The following is a 19753-nucleotide window of genomic DNA, read 5'->3' as shown; positions in this document are numbered from 1 at the left end:
GTCACAGCGGCCAGCAATACATGATGAGGGGCGTCCCCAGCAGGAGCACGAGCACCGAAAGGGGCGCCCCCAGCCGGGCATAGTCGCCGAACCGATAGCCGCCCGGCCCCATTACCAGCGTATTGCACTGGTGGCCGATCGGCGTGAGGAAATCGCATCCCGCGCCGATCGCCGTGGCCATCAGGAAAGCGTCGGGCCGGTAGCCGAGGTCCTTGGCGAAGACGGCCGCGATAGGCGCCACGACCAGGACCGTCGCGGCATTGTTGAGGAAGGGCGTCACCGCCATCGAGGCGGCGAGCACCATCGCCACGGCGCCCCAGGGCGGCATATCCCGTGCCAGGTGCGAGAGTTCGGTGGCCAGAATGTTCGAGGCGCCGGTGGTCTGCAGCGTTTCGCTGACCGGGATCAGCGCCCCCAGCATGATGAGGATCGGCCATTCTACGGCCTCGTAGGCATCGTTCACGGGCAGTGCCCCGGTGATGATCACGGCGCCCGCTGCGGCGAAGAACGCCACGGCCACCGGCACAAGCCCGAGCGCCGTGGTGAGCATCGCCGTGGCCAGGATGACAAGGGCCAGCCAACTGCTGCGATTCATGCCGAGCCGGATCTGCCGCTGCGCCAGCGGCAGGACGCCGAGCTGGCGCAGGCGGCCGGGCATCTCGCTGAGCACGCCCTGAAGCACGATGACATCGCCGGCCTGGATCACGACATTGCCCGGCTTGTTGCGCAGGATTTGCCCGCGCCGGGAAATGGCCACGAGGCGCAGGCCCATCCTCTCCTTCAGCATCAGCCGTCCCGCGGTGCTGCCCACGAAGGCGGATTCCGCCATGATCACGCCTTCGATCACGCCGATCTCGTCTCGGGCGCCGGCATGTTCGTCGTCGTCCTCGTGATCGTCGAGCGTGAGCTGCGAGCGGGCGATGGCGCGTTCCAGGGCGTCTGGATCGCCGGATAGGATCAGCACGTCGCCTTCGACTATGTGCATGGCCGGATGGACGTCGCCGCGCAGTCCCGAACGCAGGACGGCGGTGACTTCGATTTCGTTGTCGTGACTGGCAGTGAAATCCTCGATGGTCTCGCCGATGGCCTTCGATTCCTCCGAGACGGTCGCCTCGGTGGTGTAGTCGGAAATGTTCAGCGCTTCGCCCATGGTCGCGGCGGCGCGGCGGTCGGCCGGGACGAGGCGGTAACCGAAGCGCAGGAACAGCAGGCCCATCACCAGCATGCCCAGGCCGGTGGGAAGATAGTCGAACATGCGGAACGGTTCGCCGGTCATTTCCTCGCGCACCCGGCTGACGATGATGTTCGGCGAAGTGCCGATCATCGTCGTCAGGCCGCCCAGCAGCGAGGCGAAGGCCATCGGCATCAGGAAGCGCGAAGGGTTGGTCTTGCTGCGCCGCGCGAGCTGGGACGCGGCAGGCATCATCATCGCCAGCGCGCCGATGTTCTTGATGAGGCCCGACGCCACGCCGACGGCCGAAGTCAGCACGAACAGCTGCGAGCCCGGCTTGTGTACCCATTGGCTGACGAGCGTGACCGCACGCTCCACCAGCCCGGTCCGCTGCACGGCCGCCGAGAGCACCAGCGCCGAGGCGATGATGATGACGATATCGTCCGCGAAGCCGGTAAACGCCTTTTCCGGTGGCACCAGCCCCAGCGCAAGCGCCGCCATCAGGGCTATGATCGCCGTGACGTCGTAGCGGAAACGACCCCAGATGAAGAGAATCATCATGCCGCATAGGGTGGCGACGGAAAGCCACTGGTTCAGGGTCATTCTATCTCGCTTTGGTTCGGCCGGTCGTCCGGTACAGACGCTAAATGCTCGAAAGCGCAGGCGGTGCCGCATGACGGATCGGCCTTGGCGATATGGCGCAAGGAGGGTGAGGGCCCAGGTCATTTCCGAAGCCGGAACGCAGCAGTCCAGCGTCATCGGCGGAGGCTGACAATTAGCCGAACCTGGTTAATCCGGTAACCTTGTTGAAGGCGCAAATGTGCCATAGGTCGCGGCGCAATGGTTTGCGACTCGCCCTTTTTGCGCTTTTTTATGCGTACCTTGACCCTCCTTTGCGCCGTGGCGGCCATGGGATGGACAAGCGCGGCGTCGGCCGAGGTGCTTCGTATCGGCCATCCCCTGTGCCATGCCGTGAGCCCTGCCGTGCCGGGCAGCGATGCCATTCCCGAAAATTTCGCCTGCGACGGTCAGCCCGAGGGGTACCAGAAGGGCACGCTCTGGCTTCATGCGCTCCTCCCGCCGGGGGCGGACGAGCGCGACGATCTTTCGCTGATCATTCACAGCTCCCGGTTCGACCGACTGGTCGTCTACTTCTCCTATGCCGATGGCGCGATCGAGCGACAGGATGTGCGCAGCGGCGATTTCGGCACGCACTGGCGCGCCGGCGGTCAGCTGGCCTTTCGCGCGCCGCACCGCGACGTGCCGCTGGTCGGCGTGACCATGCGTTTCGACAAAGTGGCGAGCGCCGGGCTTCTGCGGATGCGCCTGGTCGGACGCGGCGAAGAGAGCACGCAGACTACCGGCCTTGCCACGTCGATCGGTGCCGCGCTGGTGCTGCTCCTGGCGGGGGCGATCTACAATGCCTCGCTGGCGGTGGCGGTGCGGCGGCAGTTCTCGGCATGGCAGGCGGGCTGGGCGGCCTGCATGATCCTTTGGGGCGGCTGCTGGTCGCAGCTCCACCTGTTCTTCTTTCCGCGCATGGCCGGCGCGCTTTCCTCACAGATCTGCACGGGCCTGTCGTGCCTGGCGATCTGTCTGGCGACGCTGAGCGCCGTCACCGCGCTTGACAGCCATAGCGTCAACCGCTGGCTGCGGCGCGCCGCACTCTGGCTGACGGGCGGGGTTGCCGCGCTGGGCCTGCCGCTCTCGCTCATGCGCTCCGGGCCGATCGAGACACTCGGCAGCCTGCTGGGGGTGCTGATCCTGGCCAACCTGCTTGCGGTGGCCTGCTGCATCGGCCAGGCCTGGAGGCGCGGAAGCGCCGAGGCGCGCAGCTTTGCAGGCGCCTGGTCGGTGCCGATGCTGGTGCTCGCCTCCACCGAATTCGTCGACACGGACAGGATGTTCTGGGGCGGCGGATCGCAGATCCTCGTGCTTTTCGCCGCAGCCTGGCAGACGCTCTGGCTCTCGATCGCGGCATCGCGCTCCCATGCCCGCCTGCGGATCGAGCGCGACATGGCGCGCCGCGCGGAAGCCCAGGCCCAGGAACTGGCGCGCCGGGATGCGCTGACGGGCCTGCCCAATCGGCGCGGCTTCATCGAACGGGTCGGCACTGTGCTCGAAACCTCGCAGGAGCAGGGGCAGGTCGTGGGTCTGCTGCTGATCGACGTGGACTGGTTCAAGTCGATCAACGACGTCTACGGCCATGAGGCGGGAGACGTGGTGCTCGCAGCAATCGCGCGGCGCATCGCGCCTTACGAAAGCCCCAGTTGCACGGTCGCCCGCCTTGGCGGCGAGGAATTCGCGGTCATGGTCGCCGGGCTAGAGGGTTTCGCGCTGATACGCTTCGCCGAGACGCTGCGCCAGGAGATCTCCGCTTGCGAGCACGGCGATCTCATCGGCCAGCGCAAGGTCACGGTCAGCATCGGCATCGCGGAAGCCTCCACGGGCGGCGATTTTCGCTCGCTCTATCGCCTGGCGGACGAGGCGCTCTATGAAGCGAAGCGACAGGGCCGGGACCAGGTCGCCATTCGCCTGCTGGACGAACCTGAGCCCACAGCAGACGATCTCGGCCAGGTCGCGCTCGGCAGTTGAGCCGGCGCCGCGCAGCCGATGCTGTTCAAACCGGATCCATCGCCGCTTGCATGCCTTCGACGGGTCGGTAAATAACCCACGGATATTACCGGGGGGTGATTCAAGTAATGCGATCGATGATCATGGCCTGTCTGCTGGCCCTGTTCCTGTTTCCGGGCGCGGCGCGCGCGGAATGGCTGGAAGCATCCAGCGACCATTTCGTCATTTATGCCGAGGACAACGAGCGCGACTTGCGCAAGTTTTCCGACCAGCTCGAACGCTACCACGCCGCGATGGCGCTGCTGTTCCACGTCAAGGCGCCGCCGCCCAGTCCATCGAACCGGGTCACGGTCTATGTCGTGGGCAGCGAGCAGGCGGTCAGGAAGATCTACGGCGCCAACAGCAAGTACATCGGCGGTTTCTATCTTCCGCGCGCCGGTGGATCGCTGGCGATCATACCCCGGGTCGATGCCGCGAAAAGCACCACTGACGGGTCGATGACCACACTGCTTCACGAATATGCCCACCACTTCATGATCTCGGCCACGGCGATGCAGCGGCCGAAGTGGTTTACGGAGGGCGCGGCGGAGTTCTTTTCTTCCAGCAGCTTTTCGTCGGACGGCAGCATGGTGGTGGGCCGCCCGGCGCTTCACCGTGCCGGGGAACTGTTCTACGCGCCCGACGTCAAGGTGGCCGATCTTCTGGATCCGACCGCTTACGACAAGCGCACTCATCGCAACTATGACGCATTCTACGGCAAGAGCTGGCTGCTCTATCATTACCTGACCTTCGACCCGTCCCGCCAAGGCCAGTTCTCGCGCTATCTTCAGCTGCTCGATCAGGGGAAGGGGCAGCGCGAAGCCGCAGCCGAGGCCTTCGGCGATTTCGAAAAGCTTGAGAAGGATGTCGAGCGCTACCTCATGCGCCCGAAGATGAGCGCTCTGCCGATAGCAGGGGACAGGCTCATCGTCGGCCCGATCACCGTACGCAGGCTGACTGCTGGCGAAGCCGCCATCATGCCGGTGCGGATCCGGTCCAAGCGCGGCGTGGACGAGGACAGCGCCAAGAGCGTGGTCGCCGAGGCCCGGGCCATCGCTGCCCAATATCCGCGCGACGTCGCCGTGCTGGGTGAACTCGCCGAAGCCGAATATGACGCGGGGAACGACAAGGAAACGATTGCCGCGGCCGATGCGGCCCTGGCGGTCGATCCGTCGCAGACGAATGCCTACATCCAGAAAGGCTATGCGCTGTTTCGCGAGGCCCAGGACACGGATGGAGACAAGGCGCTTGCCTATCGCCGTGCCCGGGCGCCGTTCGTGGCGCTCAACAGGCTGGAGAACGATCATCCCTTGCCGCTGATCTATTATTATCGCAGCTTCGTGGAGCAGGGGGAGCAGCCCCCGAAATTGGCCATCGACGGGTTGATCCATGCCGTGGAACTGGCGCCTTTCGATTTCGGCCTGCGCATGAACCTGGGCTGGGCGCTGATCCGCTTGGGGCGCGTTGATGATGCCAAGATCATTCTGGCGCCGGTGGCCTTCAATCCGCACGGCGGCGGCATGGCCCAGCGCGCCACGGAAATGATCGCGCGGCTGGACAAGGACCCCAGCTGGAAGGGCCCCGAAAGCAGTGCCGGTCTCGATGACGATGGCGAAGACGGAGAAGGCGAGGATTCCGGCGGCGCATCGAAGCCCGGGGCAAGCACACCCAAGGGGGCGACAGCGCCCGCCGGATCGTGAGCCGCGCGCCTTCGATCTGAAGCAAGTCCTACCGGGAACTCCGCAAAAGCCGAAATGCCGGCCCCACGGATTCTCAAGGGCTTTCCAATAGATGCGTCCTCATGAACAAGGACCGCATCTCACTTCGCCGAGGAGCCGGCGCCGCTGCGGCAGCATTCGCGGCCGTGCTCGCTTCCTCGATTTCGACCAATGCCTTCGCGGCGACGGCCACGGCCCCCATGGCCGTGACGGCCACGGTGCAGTCTGCCTGCATCGTCGCCGTCACCCCGCTGGCCTTCGGGGCCTATGACCCCACATCGGGTTCGGCCAAGGACGGCACCAGCACGATAACGGTGACCTGCACCAGCGGCACGTCCTTCACGGTGGGACTGAATGGCGGATCGACCAGCGGCGCCACGGTCACGACGCGCCAGATGGTCAATGGCGCCAGCCGCCTGAACTACGCCCTCTATAGCGACGTCAGCCATTCGACCAACTGGGGCAACACCCCTGGCGGCGACACGCCGACTGCCACCATGGCCACCGCGGTGCCGAGCATTCTCACCGTCTATGGCCGTGTCGGCGCCTCCCAGAACGTCCCGGCGGGGGCCTATACCGACAGCGTTACCGTCACGGTCAATTATTGACGATGAACCCCGCCCCGTCCCGGTACCGGCGTCTCTTGCGGCGGATTCTGGCTGCGCTCGCCCTCGCGGCAGGACTGTTCGCGTCGGGCTCATCCGCGGTCGCCAGCGCCTTGCGGGTAACGCCGATCCGGATCGAGTTGCAGCCGGACAAGCGGTTCTGCGCCCTGACCCTGGCCAACGACGGTGACCTTCCCGTCAGCGTGCAAGTGCGCGGCTTTCGCTGGTCTCGCGGCGAGCAGGGCGAAGACCTGCTAGAACCCGTGGCCGGGTTTTCGATCAATCCCACGATCGTCACCCTGGCGGGACAGGAAACCCGCCTGATCCGGTGCAGTCTGCCGGTGGCCGAAGGGCCGGCGGAGCAGACGTGGCGCTTGTTGTTCGACGAACTCGCCACGCCTGACACGCCCGTCGGGCCGGGTGAAATTCGCACTCTTCTTCGCATCAGCGTGCCGATTTTCCGGGCGCCGCGCGGCGCCGAACCCGCGCTGGACTGGACTTTCCGGCACGATCCCGGTGGCGGGATTGCGGCCGTGATCGTCAATCGCGGCCAGCGTCACGTCAGGGTGCTGTCCATCTCCATGACGGCGACTTCGGGCGAGACAGTCCGTCTCGACCGCGGCGGCTACATCCTTGCGGGCGGCCGCCTCGCCTTTCCACTACCACCTTCGTTCCCCGTCTCGATTGCGGAACTCCGGGTGCAGACGGATGAAGGAAACCTCATTCCGACCCGGCTCGCCGAAGCGACCGGCACGGGCCAGTGAGGGCCAGCCGGCATGCGGCTGCCTTCGCGGCTCTGGCCGGGGCTGGCGGTCTCGGCCCTCGCGCTTGGCGTCGCGGTTCCCGCGGTTCGCGCCCAGGAGAGTACCGGCCCCTTGCCGGTCGACGTCGTGCTGAACGGGCGTGACATGCAGCGGCCAGCGCTGGCCGTGCTGCAAGCGGGACGCGTGCTTGTGCGGATCGAGGACTTACGGGATCTCGGCATCGTAACGGTCTTCGACGATGATCTCCTGATCGAGGGTGAGCGCTATCTCGATGTCGATGGGGAAGCCGGACTGTCGGCAAGGCTCGATCCGCAGGGCACCGCGCTGCTTCTCGACGTCGATCCTCGCCATTTGCCGCGCAGGCATGTTGCCGCGAAGGAACGGGGCGTGCCAGTGGCCGCGGCGGTTCCCGTGGCGTTCATCGACTACGACCTCAACTTCTCCGACCAGCGCGGCCATACCCAGGCATCCGCCGTTCTCGATGCCGGTGTTTCCGGCGCCTGGGGAGTGATCGGCAGCAGCGCACTGATCGACAGCCAGCGTACGCGCGTGGTCCGCCTCGACACGGCTTTCGTCCGGGATTTCCCCGAGCGAAACTTGCGCCTCGCCGTGGGCGATACGTACACCCGCGCTTCGCCCTGGAGCCAGCCCGCCCGCTTCGGCGGCATCCGGTTCGGCACGGACTTCTCGCTGGACCCTTCGCTGATCACTTATCCGGTTCCGTCGCTGGCGGGCAGTGCGCTGTTGCCCTCGACCGTCGAACTGGCATCGCGCTCGTCCCGCCAATCCCTGTCCGTCGAGCCGGGCCGCTTCGCCTTCGACTATCGGCCGCGCTTCACCGGGGCGGGTGAGGTGACCATGATCGTGCGCGATCTCGCTGGAACCGAGCGCACCGTTACCCGCAGCTTCTATTCGAGCACCGCGCTCCTACGTCCCGACATATCCGAATTCTCGCTGGAGGCCGGCGCCCTCCGACAGGACTACGGCTGGAGCAGCCTTTCCTACGGCGCGCCCTTCGTGGCGGCGTCTTACCGCCGCGGGCTGTCAACGGTGGTGACGCTGGAAGGGCGCGCCGAAGCCGGTGCTGCCACGCGCATGGCCGGGGCGGGCCTGACCTGGGTGATTCAGCCGCTCGGCGAACTGCGTGTGGATGCGGCGGGATCGCAAGGCGAGGCGGGGTGGGGTAGGCTCTATCAGGTGCAGTTTCAAAGGCTTGCGCCGGGTTACTCGATAACGGCGAGCTACCGCGGGGCGGGGGCCGGTTTTCGCCAGGTAGGCGATCTGCGCCGGGGTCGAGCGGCGACACGCGAACTGGCCATATCCGGCAGCATCGTGATGGGCCGGTTCGGAGGGTTCAACGCAAGCTATCTGCGTAGTGAGGAAGGCAAGATCCGGCGTTCGATCGCCTCGGCCGGTTATTCGGTCAATCTCGGGCGCGCGTTCCTCTCCATCGGCGCGCAGCGTTTCGATCGCGGGGACGGCACCGACATGTCCGTTTTCGGCAGCCTTACCCTGCCGCTCGGGGGGCGCCGACATGCCGGGTTCTTCGCCGACAACGACCGCATGGCCGCCACGTTCGAGAAAGTCGCTCCGGCGGGGACAGGGCTGGGCTATCGAGCGGCTGTCGGGCGCGAAACGGGAAGGGGGGCATGGTTCGAGGGCGCGGCGACCCTGCGTTCGTCGACCGGACAGCTGGACATGGCGGCGACGCGGCGCAGCGGCGCCGTCATGACGCGCGTGGAAGCGCGCGGCGCGCTCGTGGCGACCGGCGGCGGCCTGCTGATGGCGACGCCCAGTGTCGACGATGGACTGGCGATCGTCGAGGTGCCAGGAGGCGAGCGCATTCCGGTCTTCCTGGAGAACCAGCCGGTGGCCGCAAGAGCGGGCGGCGGCCGGCCGGCGATCGTCACCGGTCTCCAGCCTTATGTCGCCAACCGGATCTCGGTCGACCCGGAAGCCTTGCCGATCACCGGCGAACTGGGCGGGGTGGAACAAGTGGTGGCGCCGGGGTGGCGTCAGGCTGCCCGCGTCGTGTTCGGTGCTCGCGAGGTTCATCCCGCGCGGCTGCGGCTCGTGGACGAGAACGGCTCGACCCTGCCACCGGGCTTGGCAGTGAGCCTGGGATCGGGGGAGGAGCCGACCGTTACGGGCTATGACGGCGAAGTGTTCCTGAACGATTTCGAGCCTGGCGCCCCGCTGGTGGTCCTGCGCAGCGGCGTGACCGCCTGCCGTGCAGTGCTTCCCGCAGCGATGGTGCAGGATCCCCTGGCAAGGGCGACGCAGGTCATCTGCCGATCGTATTCGACGGAGTCGCATAAATGACGCGCAAGTTTATGATGATATTAGCATTTTTTGCCGTCATGGCACCGGAAGGCTCGGCTTGGGCCTTGTGCGTGCTCTGCTCGTGTTCGGCGTCGACACCGGGGCTTGCTTTCGGTCCTTACGATCCGACATCGAACAGTCCGCGCGATTCCAACGCGACGGTCTCGATCAACTGCACAGGCGTGGCGGCCTTGCTGGGGACGATCGATATTGCGCTGAGCCCCGGAGGATCGAACAGCATTCCGAACCGCAGGCTGATCCAGGGCGCGGACAGGCTGACCTACAACATCTATTCGGATTCCAACTATACCACACTCTGGGGTGACGGTTCAGGTGGCACTACCGGCGTGAGCCTCCCGTTCAATGGGCTGCTGACGTATGCCGCCACCGTCACGGCTTACGGGCGCATCCCCGCGCATCAGTATGTGCGCGCGGGGGCCTATACCGATACCGTGACGATCACGGTCACTTATTGAGCGGGCGCCGGCCGATCACGGCGTCAAGGTGACCATCACCACATCGTGGGGGGCGACCGTGGCAGAATAGCTGCCCTTCATCGCGCCCAGCTCCCTGTGGGCCCAGAGATCCCGCAGCTTGAGCGACTGGTCGGCCGGATAGTCCAGCTGCGCCCAGTTCACCGTCAGCTTTACAGGCGCCTCGCCGCGATTGAACAGCAGTGCGGCGCGCTTGCCGTCCGCCAGGGTGCGGACCCAGACTTCGCCGTTCCCATCCCTGGCGATGCGGCGGCCCTGGCGGCCCAGCTTGTCCTGATCGACGGCGATGACATCCCTGTTAAGCAGGATCGCCTTCGTCTCCGGGGTCATGTTTGCCACGTCGTTGCCGGCAATCAGCGGCGAGGCCATCATGGCCCAGAGCGAGAAGTGGCTGCGGTATTCGGTGGTGGTCATGCCGCCGTTGCCGACTTCCAGCATGTCCGGATCGTTCCAGTGCCCCGGCGCGGCATAGGGCCAGAGCGGCTCGTTGAGATCGACGATATCGAGCATGCCCAGCGCATAGCCGTGCTTGCCGGACCACTTGTCGGTAATGTCGCCGGTGGTGCGCCACATGTTGCCGATCTTCGAGGCCCAGAGCCACGGCTTGTTCGTGCCCCATTCGCAGAGCGAGAGGAGCACATCGCGCCCCGTGGAGCGCAGCGCGTCCGACATCAGCGCATAGGCTTCTTCCGCGTTGCGGCTGCCGGTACTGCACCAGTCGTACTTCAGGTAATCGACGCCCCACGACGCGTAAGTGATCGCGTCCTGATATTCGTGGCCCTGGCTGCCGGGGCGGCCGCCGCAGGTCTTAGTGCCGGCATCCGAATAGATGCCGAACTTCAGACCCTTGGAATGCACGTAATCCGCCGTGGCCTTGATCCCCGAGGGGAAAGCCTTGGTATTGGCGGTGATGAAGCCCTTGGCGTCACGCTCGCCATGCCAGCAGTCGTCGATGACGAGGTAGTTGTAGCCCGCGTCCTTCATGCCGGTGGCGACGATCGCGTCCGCCGTATTGCGGATCGTCTTTTCCGAGATATTGCAGGCGAACTTGTTCCAGCTATTCCAGCCCATCGGCGGAGTCTGCACCAAGCCATTGGCCACGCGCGCCGGGTCCTGCGAAGGCGGAAGCCGGTTCTGATCGACTTCCTCCGCCAGAGCGGGGCAGGTGAGCGCCACGGGAGCAAGGCTCAGGGCGAGCGCGGCGAACTTCGCAAAACGCGGCATGATAGGCGTTCTCTCTTTTCGGCTTAATTGGGGCAGATCGCGCCAGTGGGATCGGCATCGAGCTTGACGGTGGCGACCGAGATCGTGTCGCCCGCATTGCCTTGCAGCACGAAGGGACGCGCGATCTTCGTCATGTCCGCGCCAGCCTTGGCGAAGCAGGAGAGCGAGACCTTGACGCTGCTCCATTGGCCGGGCGCGCCGGTGAAGACCTTGCCGCCGTCGAGGAAGGTGGTGCCTACCGCCAGCTTCGGCGCAGCGGCTCCCTTGGCATCGACGCGGTAGTCGATGCGCAGGCTGAGCATCGCATTGCTCTGGCGATTGAGATCGACCGTGGGGCCTTCGATGCGCACTTCGCCGGGGCCGGAGAAAGTGAGCTGACGCGCACCTTCCTGCGTGCCGCCGCCATCGACGTTCTTCACCGCGACCGCACCGCCTGTGGCGAGCTTCCACGGGGCGAGCACCTTGCCCGGCAGGTAGTAGACCGAAACGTTCGAGAGCGAGGCATCAAGCCCGGCCACTTCGCTCAGCTGCGGGACCGCGGTCTTGTCCTTGTAGGTCAGGCCATAGCCATAGGCGAACTGCGGATCGTAACCCGGCTGGCCCACGTTGTTGGCGAACTGGCCCGCGTTCTTCGGCCAGGAGTAGCTGAGTTTGCCGCGGAAATCCTTGTTCGGCGTGCCGTCCTTCCTGGCGACCAGCACGTCGGCCAACCCTTCGCCCTCGGAACCGGGCAGGAACGCGGCGACGAAAGCGTCGGACTGGTTGATTTCCGGATTCACCCAGAGCGCGCGGCCCGAGATGAAGACCGAGACGACCGGAATGCCCGCCGCCTTCAGTGCCTTCAATTGCGCCAGCGCTTGCTTGTCGCCCGGCTGGAATTCCAGCGTGGAGATGTCGCCGACCATTTCGGCGTAAGGCGTCTCGCCGAAGACGACCACGGCGACGTCGGGCTTCGGCCCGGTCGCCTTGCCATCGGCGCTCAGCGTGGCAGTGCCGCCCGCAGCCTCGATCGCGGACTTGAGCCCGCCCCAGATCGAAGTGGCACCGGGGAAGTCGGCATTGGTGTTGCCGGTGCCCTGCCAAGACATCGTCCAGCCGCCGGTCTGCATGCCGATATCGTCGGCATGGGTGCCGGTGACGAGCACTTTCTGGCCCGGCTTGATCGGCAGCAGCGCGCCGTTGTTCTTCAGCAGCACCAGCGATTCCGCCGCAGCCTGACGCGCCACCGCGCGATGCTCTGGTGTGCCGAGTTCGGTGCGCTGCTCATAGGGACGCGCGGGATCGAACAGGCCCAGCTTGAACTTCACGCGCAGGATGCGGCGCACCGCATCGTCCACGCGCACCATCGGGATCGTGCCGTCCTGAACCTGCTTCAGCGTATTGTTGAACAGGTCCTTCCAGTCGTTCGGCACCATCGCCATGTCGAGGCCGGCGTTGAAGGTCTGCGGGCAATTGCCGTTGGTGCAGCCGGGGATCTGGCCATGCGCGTTCCAGTCGCCGACGGTGAAGCCCTGGAAGCCGAGGCGGCCTTTCAGCACATCGGTCAGCAGTGTCTTGTTGCCATGGTTCTTGACGCCGTTCCACGAGGAGAAGCTGGCCATGACCGTCATCGCCCCGGCATCGATACCGCTGACGTAGCCGGGTACGTGAAGCGCGATCAGGTCCTTTTCGGGGATCTGCGCGTCGCCCTGGTCGATGCCGCCATGGGTGCCGCCGTCGGCGAGGAAGTGCTTGATCGATGCGGCGACATTGCCGTTCTGGATGCGGCTCTTGCCGGGCACCCCCTGAAGCCCACGCACCATGGCGGCGGAATATTCGCGGGTGATTTCGGGCCGCTCGGAATAGCCCTCATAGCTGCGGCCCCAGCGATCGTCCTGCGGCACCGTGACGGTCGGCCCGAAGGCCCAATCGAAGCCGGAGGCAGCACTTTCGGCGGCGGTTACTTGCCCGATCTTCTCCATCAGCGCGGGGTCACGCATAGCGCCCAGGCCGACGTTGTGCGGGAAGATGGTGGCGCCGAAGACGTTGGAATTGCCGTGGACCGAATCCATGCCGAAGATCACCGGGATCGGCACATGGCCGGGGCGCTTTTCGATCGAGATCTGGCGGAACGCTTCGGCCGTTGCGATCCAGTCGCTGGCGGGGCCACGGTCGTTGCCCGAAAGCGGCGGATCGTTGCCGCCGCCCAGGATCGAGCCGACCGGATATTCGCGCAGTTCTTCCGGCTTCATCGAGGCGATGCTGGGCTGGATCATCTGCCCGACTTTCTCACGCACCGACATCTCGGCCATCATCCGGGTGATCTTCGCCTCGGTTTCCGGATCGACGAGGCCGGTGCTCCTGGCCTTGGGCCAGAGTTCGGGATGTGCAGTGGCGGCAGGCGATGCCTCCTGCGCGAGCGCGCTGGCGATCGGCAGGCTCGCAGCGCCAAGGGCAAGAAACACGGCAAGAGTACGAGGCATCGAGTGGTCCTAGATTATGGAGACGGGCGCTGGTTGCGCGGATCGTGCAATGTCCGTCTGCATGGCGCAATGTTCGGCGATGAATTCGTCATGCGGAATGCCGAGCGCCGTGGCCCGGCCGATGGCTTCGCGCATCTTGGCGAAAGACGCGCCGAGTTCCTCGGCGCTGAGCTGGTCTGCCAGAGGATCATGGCGTGGGGGCAGGATGTCCAGCCCGGCGTACATCGACAGCCAGCTCGGCGGCTGGAAGGAGTCCCATTCGTAGCGCGGCAGCTTCCCGCCCCCGGCGAAGGCGCGCACGCGGCTGGCCAGGGTCTCGGGCAGTTCCAGCGCGCGGCATGCGTCCCACATCGGTTCGCCATGCCGGCGATTGCCCCAATAGTGCAGCAGCAGAAAATCGCGGATACGCGCATATTCGAGGCTGGTGATGCGGTTGAACTCGTCCGCCAGCGAGGGTTCGAAATCCCGGTCCGGGAAGTGGGCCAGCAGCCGCTCGACCCCGCTCTGGATCAGGGTGATCGAGGTGGATTCCAGAGGTTCGAGAAACCCCGCCGCCAGACCGATCGCCACGCAGTTCTTTTCCCATACGCGGGTGCGATGCCCGGTGCGGAACCGCAGCATGTTGGGTTCGGCCAGTTGCTCGCCTTCGAGGCGCGAGAGCAAGGTGGCGGTGGCCTCGTCGTCGGAGATGTGGCGGCTCGAATAGACGTAGCCATTGCCGACGCGGTGCTGGAGCGGAATGCGCCATTGCCATCCGGCGGACAGGGCCGTGCTGCGGGTATAGGGCGTCAGTGCGTCGCCATGGGTGCAGGGCACGGCCACGGCGCGGTCGCAGGGAAGCAGGTGGGTCCAGTCGTCGTAAGGAACTTCGAGTGCCTGGCCCAGCAGCAGGCTGCGGAAGCCCGAGCAGTCTATGAACAGGTCCGCTTTCAGGGTGTCGCCGCCGTTCAGGGTGACGGAAGCGATGCGTCCGTCTTCGCCGCCGCGATGGACGCCGGCAATGGTGCCTTCGACATGGGCGACGCCCAGTTCCTCGCGGGCGCGCTGCGAGAGAAAGCGGGCGAAAAGTCCGGCGTCGAAATGGATGGCCCAGTCGAACACGCCCAGATCGTTGGCGGGTTGCTCGGGCGGCAGGACCACGAGATTGCGCATGGCTGCCTCGGTCGCCAGGCAATAGGCCGAGAGCGGCGTGTCGTCACCGGCCATGCGCCGTTTGAGCCAGAACTGGTGGAACGGCACCGAGAAGGCATCGACGCCGTAGCGGCCGAAGGGATGGAAGAAGTTCGTGCCCGGCCGTGACCAGTCGCGGAACTCGATGCCGAGCTTCACCGTGCCCTGGGTCGCGCGCATCACGTCGAATTCGCTGACGCCGATGGCGCGGAAATAATCGCGGATCGCCGGGACCGTGGCTTCGCCCACGCCCACGGTGCGGATATCGGGAGATTCCACCAAGGTGATCTGCACGGGGAGGCGCCGCAGCCGGGTCGCCAGGAGATTGGCCGTCATCCATCCGGCGGTGCCGCCGCCGACGATCAGGATGGAACGGATCGCATTGTCTGTCATCGCAGGAAACTCCCCGGGCTGGGTCTACCGTGTCGGGCCGAGCCGGAAAAGGATCCCCCCCGCCCGGAGGAGGTGGGCGGGGGAGAAAGGGAGGAGCCTAGAACTTGACGCGCGCGCCCATGGTGAAGCGGCGTTCGAAGATATTGTTGTAGGCCTTCTGGTCCTTCCAGGTGAGGTAGTACTTCTCGTACTCGCCCGTCAGGTTGGAACCCTGGCCGTAGATCGTGATGTTCGGCGTGATGTCGTAGCTGACCGAGGCATCGACGTAGTTGGTGGGCGCCTGGTACAGTTCGAGCCCGGTGATGCCGCCGAAGTTGGACTGGACCGCACGCTCCGAACGGTAGTTCCAGGCCACGCGCGCCTGGAAATGCGAGTCCTGGTAGAACAGCGCAGCGTTGGTCTGGATCTTCGAGTTGTCCTGGAACGGGATCTTCTTGCCGGCCAGGTCCTTGTCGCCGGTGTTCGAAGGCGAGAAGGTGAAGTTCGTGTCGATGCCGAAGTTCGACAGGAACCCTGGGACGAAGCCGAGATCGGTGAACGAGATCTTGGCGCCGGCCTCGATGCCCTTCAGCGAGCCGCCGGATCCCTGGACCGGGGTGCTGATGGAGACCGTGCGGCCGCGAACGACGCCGTCGTTGTCCGGCAGGTCGGTACGGTTCTCGTTGCCGGCCTGGATGAAGCTGTCGACGTCGATGTAGAAGGCGCCGACGCTCAGCAGGCTTCCCCGGCCGAGATAGTATTCGAGGGAGCCTTCCACATTGGTGGCACGCCAGGGATCGAGGTTGGGATTGCCCGTCTGGCTACCGCCGGTCACGCGGAAGATCGGCGTTCCGGGTACGCTGGTGTCGATGGCGTAAGTGGGGTTCAGGCCGCCGCCCCACTGGTTGAGGTCCAGCAGGGTCATCGTCTTCGAGAAGGCGAAGCGGAACTTCAGGTTCTGCGCGAAGTCGAAGGCGACGTTGAAGGCCGGAAGGATGTCGGTGAAGCTGCGCTTGGTGTCGACCGAGCCTCCCAGCTCGTTGGCCAGACCGTAGGGCTGCGGCCCGCCGGTGACGTACTGGGTGATGTCGAGCCGGGTGTTGATCACCTTGACGCCGCCGTTACCCGAGAAAGGCACGCCGAAGAAATCGCCGTGGAAGTCGGTCTGGACGTAGCCCGAGATCTGCTTGACGCCGACGTTGAAGGAAGCGCCGGGGTTCATGACTTCGACGTTTCCGGGGTAGAACTCGTTCTGGAAGGCCAGCGCGTTGTCCATCGCCTTCGGGTCGAGCACATACATGTTCGGCACGCCGGCCACGCCCGGGTTGAACAGCTTGACGCGGCCGCCCAGGGTCGGGTCGTTGGCAAGGCGCGTCAGGCCCGCCGTGTAGAAGCCGGAAGCGTCGCCCGCGCTGCAGGAGCTGTCGCTCATCGGCACGTCGAAGGCCTTCCACTTGACGAGGCAGCCGTTGGGATCGCTGGCCTGCCCGGCATAGAGCGGTGCCGCACGGTCGAATTCGTAGTCGTTCACCGAACGCTCGGAATAACGGCCGCCGAAGCTGACCGTCAGTTCGGGCGATGCTTCATAGGAGCCATCGGCGCGCACGACCTTGAGGTCGCCGTTGCGGCGATAGTTGCCTTCCGAAGACATTGTCTTCAGCGCATAGTTGCTGATGTCGCCCAGTTCGCTCAGGAGCTGCGAGGGCAGGGTGAAGACTGGCTTGTTGCCGGTGAAGTCCACCACGGCCGGAAGCGAGTTCAGGCCGGCGATGGTATTGACCGTGTAGCCGTTCGGGTTGAACACCCGGTCGCCGCCCGGATAGTGGCCGATGCCGCCCGGCTGCCACTGCTGGCCGTCCGACATGCTGAACTGCAAGTAGCTCTGGTCGTAATACTGGTGAGCCTTGCCATAGATGCCGCGCAGGCTGCCCTTGAAGGGGCCGCCGTTGTCGAACTTCAGTTCCAGGTTGTAGTTCTGCGACTGCGACTTGTAGCGGTCGGTCTGGGCGTAGGAATCGAAGTTGCCGAGGTCGTAGTTGTAGACCTGCGTGGTGTTGAGATTGTAGGTCCGGCCGTCTTTGCCCACCACGGTCGTTCCCGTGTCGCGCGACTGGCCGGGCACGAATTCCGCCGCCTGCCAGTTGACGTCCTGCATCTGGAAGCCGGCCGTGCGGTCATGCTCGGTCTGCTTGGTGAAGAAGGCGTCGCCCGTCAGGGTCAGGGCGTCGTTGATCATCCATTGCGCTGACCCGTTGATGCCCAGGCGCTGGCGCTGGTTGATCTTGTTCCAGCCGGTGAAGCCCTGGGGAACGATGAAGGCGTCGTTGGAATTGCCGTTGCCGTTGACGTCCACGCCGCCGGCCACCACCGTACCGCGCGGGCGGTTCGCGGGCGAGAAGCCGTTCGTGGAGGTGGCGTCCTGCGTGCCTTCGTCATGCAGAGTGGCCCCGTAGCCTTCCTGGATGCCGTTGTGCGAATTGGACAGGCGCACGTCGGAATAGGCGGCCGAGACCATCACTCCGAAGCGGTCGTTGTGCCAGGACAGCAGGCCGTTGAAGTTCGGATCGAACTTGTGCTTGGTCTTGTCCCCGTAGGCGCCTTCCGCGGCAAGAGCGACCGTCACGCCCTCCTTCAGGTCGAAGGGGCGCCGCGTGCGCAAGTTGACCGTGCCGGTGATGCCGGCATTGAGCGAATCGGCCGTGGCGGACTTGATGACATCGGCGCCGGCGAAGAGCTGCGAGGGGATGTCGTTGAAGTTCGGCTGGATCGTGGTGATCGACTGCGCGCCAAGGTAGGCTTCGCCGTTGAGCAGCGTGGTCACCTGCGGCAACCCGCGGATGTTGATGGTCGAGCCTTCGCCCGCGCTGCGCAGGATCTGTACGCCCGGAATGCGCTGGAGAGAGTCGGAAATGGTGACGTCGGGCAGCTTGCCGATGTCTTCGGCGGAAATGGAATCGACCACCGAGGTGGCATTGCGCTTGATGTTGACGGCGCGTTCCTGCGAGGCGCGAATACCGGTGACGACGATGTCGCTTCCCGTGGGCTCGCTGCCCGGTTGGGCGGTGGCGGGGCTGCCGGCCTGTTCCGCCACGGCCAGCCTGGTGGCCGATCCAGTGACGACGGGCGCGCCCTGCTGCGCGGCGTCCTGAGCCAAGGCGCCATGCGCCGAACCCAGGGCGACCATCGACGTCGCGGCCATCAGGACACTGCGACGCACGAAACTGTGCTGATTCATTCCCCTCATTTCCTCTCCTCTCACGCGCTATGCGTGCCTCGCTGGTTCGGAGAGGGGCGTCGACCCAGCGGTCATGAGCGCCGCTTTCCTCTCCTGGTACGAGCATTCTTTGTGACTCGTGTTGCGGTACACATCCGCTCAAAGCAAAAAGCGGTCAACTTAAATTTTTTCTTTTTTGTTAGTTAGGGGACTGTTCCGGTTGTAGTCCTTGGCACCATGAAAAGAGAGGATCGCACTGTAACCGCTCCCGATTCGGGAGAAACCCGCGGCAAGCGACTGGCCGTTTCGCTTTCCGGTACCAATTTGGCCCGGGCCAGCGACTACAATCAGCGCATCGTGCTCCAGGCCATTCGCCTGAGCGGAGAGACTACGCGTATCGCCCTGGCGAAGCAGACCGGGCTGACGGCGCCCACGATCGCCAACATCACCTCGCGCCTCGGGGAGATGGAACTGATCGCGCATATCGGCCGCAAGCATGGCGGCCGGGGGCAGCCGGCGCTGCGCCTTGCCATCAACCCCGACGGCGCCTTCGCCATCGGCCTCAATGTCGATCGCGACCATATTACCCTGGTGGCGCTCGACCTCGCCGGCGAAGTCCGCAGCCGGGTGACTCGGGAAGTCCGTTTCGCCATGCCGTCCGACGTGGTGGACATCATCTCGGCCGAGCTGGAAGGCGTGCTGGCCGCGGGCAAGATCGACCGTGAACGCATATTGGGCGTCGGCGTCGCGCGCCCTGACGACTTGGGCGGGATCGTCCTGCCGCACAAGCCGGAGGGTTACGAAAGCTGGTCGCAAGTCGACTTTTCCGCGCTTTTGAAGGAGGTTCTGCCCTGGCCGATCCACGTCGACAACGACGCGGCGGCAGCCGCACTGGGCGAGGCGCAAGGGGTGGGCGGACAGGAGCGGCCGAGCTTCTTCTATCTGCTCATCAGCGCTGGTCTGGGCGGCGGTCCGGTGGTCGACGGCAGCTACTATCGCGGTGCGCGCTCGCGCAGCGGAGAGATCGGGCTCATGCCGGATGCCGGCGGCGCGGAGCCCGGGGCGGTGGTGCAGGATACTGTCTCGTTGTCCGCCATCGAGGAGCGTCTTCTGCGCGAAGGTCGTCCGCTGAAATCGCTCGATGATCTCCTCGCGCTCGATCCGGTCATGGCGACCACGGTGGATCAATGGATCGCCGATGCCACCCGCGCGCTGACCGGCCCGTTGGTGGCGGTGTCCTGCCTGCTCGATCCCGATGCGGTGGTGATTGGGGGGCGCCTTCCGGTGCCGCTGATCGAGCGGCTCAGCGCCCGGATCGACGCGGCTCTGGCGCAGGTTCCCATGCCCAACCGGGTGCCGGTCCATCCCGGGCAGATGCCCGCGGAGGCCCCTGCGATCGGCGCGGCGATCCTGCCCTTCCTCGATCAACTGCTTCCTTCGGATGCCATCCTGATGCAGGCGGGTCGATCCGAAGAGTTATAAAAAAGAAATTGTCTTATTCATCCGCCATGCCATCATGCCGCGACATCGAAGCGGTGTGGGGCATGACCGGGTGAACCGGCGCGCCAGCTCCATCTCCGTCCCATGACATGATCCAATGCCGGAGAGGAATATGCCGAAGATC

12 protein-coding genes are annotated in these 19753 nt (G+C 65.4%); 7 read left to right on the top strand and 5 right to left on the bottom strand.

The annotated features are described in order from the left end of the window. Position 1: 1 nt before the first annotated feature. Complete coding sequence (locus ACZ1J6_RS04815) at positions 2-1774, bottom strand: SLC13 family permease (protein WP_132265832.1); 1773 nt, start codon at positions 1772-1774, stop codon at positions 2-4. Between the two features lie 270 nt (positions 1775-2044). Between ACZ1J6_RS04815 and ACZ1J6_RS04810 the strand changes: the two genes are divergently transcribed. From ACZ1J6_RS04810 to ACZ1J6_RS04785, 6 genes are all read left to right on the top strand, one after another. Then, positions 2045-3766, top strand: coding sequence for a GGDEF domain-containing protein (locus ACZ1J6_RS04810; RefSeq protein ID WP_465127043.1), 1722 nt, complete (start codon positions 2045-2047; stop codon positions 3764-3766). A 116-nt stretch (positions 3767-3882) separates the two neighbouring features. Beyond that, positions 3883-5484, top strand: a complete 1602-nt coding sequence (locus ACZ1J6_RS04805; RefSeq protein ID WP_465127042.1) for a hypothetical protein — start codon at positions 3883-3885, stop codon at positions 5482-5484. Positions 5485-5585: 101 nt separating this feature from the next. Beyond that, the gene (locus ACZ1J6_RS04800) at positions 5586-6110 is read left to right on the top strand and encodes a Csu type fimbrial protein (RefSeq protein WP_465127041.1); all 525 of its coding nucleotides are present in this window, start codon (positions 5586-5588) and stop codon (positions 6108-6110) included. Positions 6111-6145: 35 nt separating this feature from the next. Beyond that, positions 6146-6871 carry a fimbrial biogenesis chaperone gene (locus ACZ1J6_RS04795; RefSeq protein ID WP_465127040.1) on the top strand — a complete coding sequence of 242 codons (726 nt, stop codon included), beginning with the start codon at positions 6146-6148 and terminating at the stop codon, positions 6869-6871. A gap of 12 nt (positions 6872-6883) precedes the next feature. Next, positions 6884-9193, top strand: coding sequence for a fimbria/pilus outer membrane usher protein (locus tag ACZ1J6_RS04790; RefSeq protein WP_465127039.1), 2310 nt, complete (start codon positions 6884-6886; stop codon positions 9191-9193). Further along, a complete protein-coding gene (locus tag ACZ1J6_RS04785) occupies positions 9190-9669 on the top strand; it encodes a Csu type fimbrial protein (RefSeq protein WP_465127038.1) in 480 nt (159 codons plus the stop codon). Before ACZ1J6_RS04790 ends, ACZ1J6_RS04785 begins: the two co-directional genes overlap by 4 nt. A gap of 15 nt (positions 9670-9684) precedes the next feature. On the opposite strand, the gene ACZ1J6_RS04780 is transcribed toward ACZ1J6_RS04785, so the two are convergent. The 4 genes from ACZ1J6_RS04780 to ACZ1J6_RS04765 form a co-directional block, all read right to left on the bottom strand. Next, positions 9685-10911: a glycoside hydrolase family 27 protein gene (locus ACZ1J6_RS04780; RefSeq protein ID WP_465127037.1), complete on the bottom strand. Its 1227-nt coding sequence runs from the start codon at positions 10909-10911 to the stop codon at positions 9685-9687. 23 nt (positions 10912-10934) lie between these two features. Continuing rightward, positions 10935-13373 (bottom strand): glycoside hydrolase family 3 protein, encoded by a 2439-nt coding sequence (locus tag ACZ1J6_RS04775; protein WP_465127036.1) that lies wholly within the window; start codon positions 13371-13373, stop codon positions 10935-10937. A 9-nt stretch (positions 13374-13382) separates the two neighbouring features. After that, positions 13383-14936, bottom strand: coding sequence for a tryptophan halogenase family protein (locus ACZ1J6_RS04770; RefSeq protein ID WP_465127035.1), 1554 nt, complete (start codon positions 14934-14936; stop codon positions 13383-13385). Positions 14937-15033: 97 nt separating this feature from the next. After that, positions 15034-18150: a TonB-dependent receptor gene (locus tag ACZ1J6_RS04765; protein ID WP_134095581.1), complete on the bottom strand. Its 3117-nt coding sequence runs from the start codon at positions 18148-18150 to the stop codon at positions 15034-15036. Between the two features lie 216 nt (positions 18151-18366). On the opposite strand from ACZ1J6_RS04765, the gene ACZ1J6_RS04760 reads away from it, so the two are divergent. Further along, the gene (locus ACZ1J6_RS04760; RefSeq protein ID WP_465127034.1) at positions 18367-19611 is read left to right on the top strand and encodes an ROK family protein; all 1245 of its coding nucleotides are present in this window, start codon (positions 18367-18369) and stop codon (positions 19609-19611) included. Positions 19612-19753 lie beyond the last annotated feature (142 nt).

The organism is Novosphingobium sp. BL-S-21, assembly GCF_055521655.1.
This window is presented reverse-complemented; position numbering and strand designations above follow the sequence as displayed.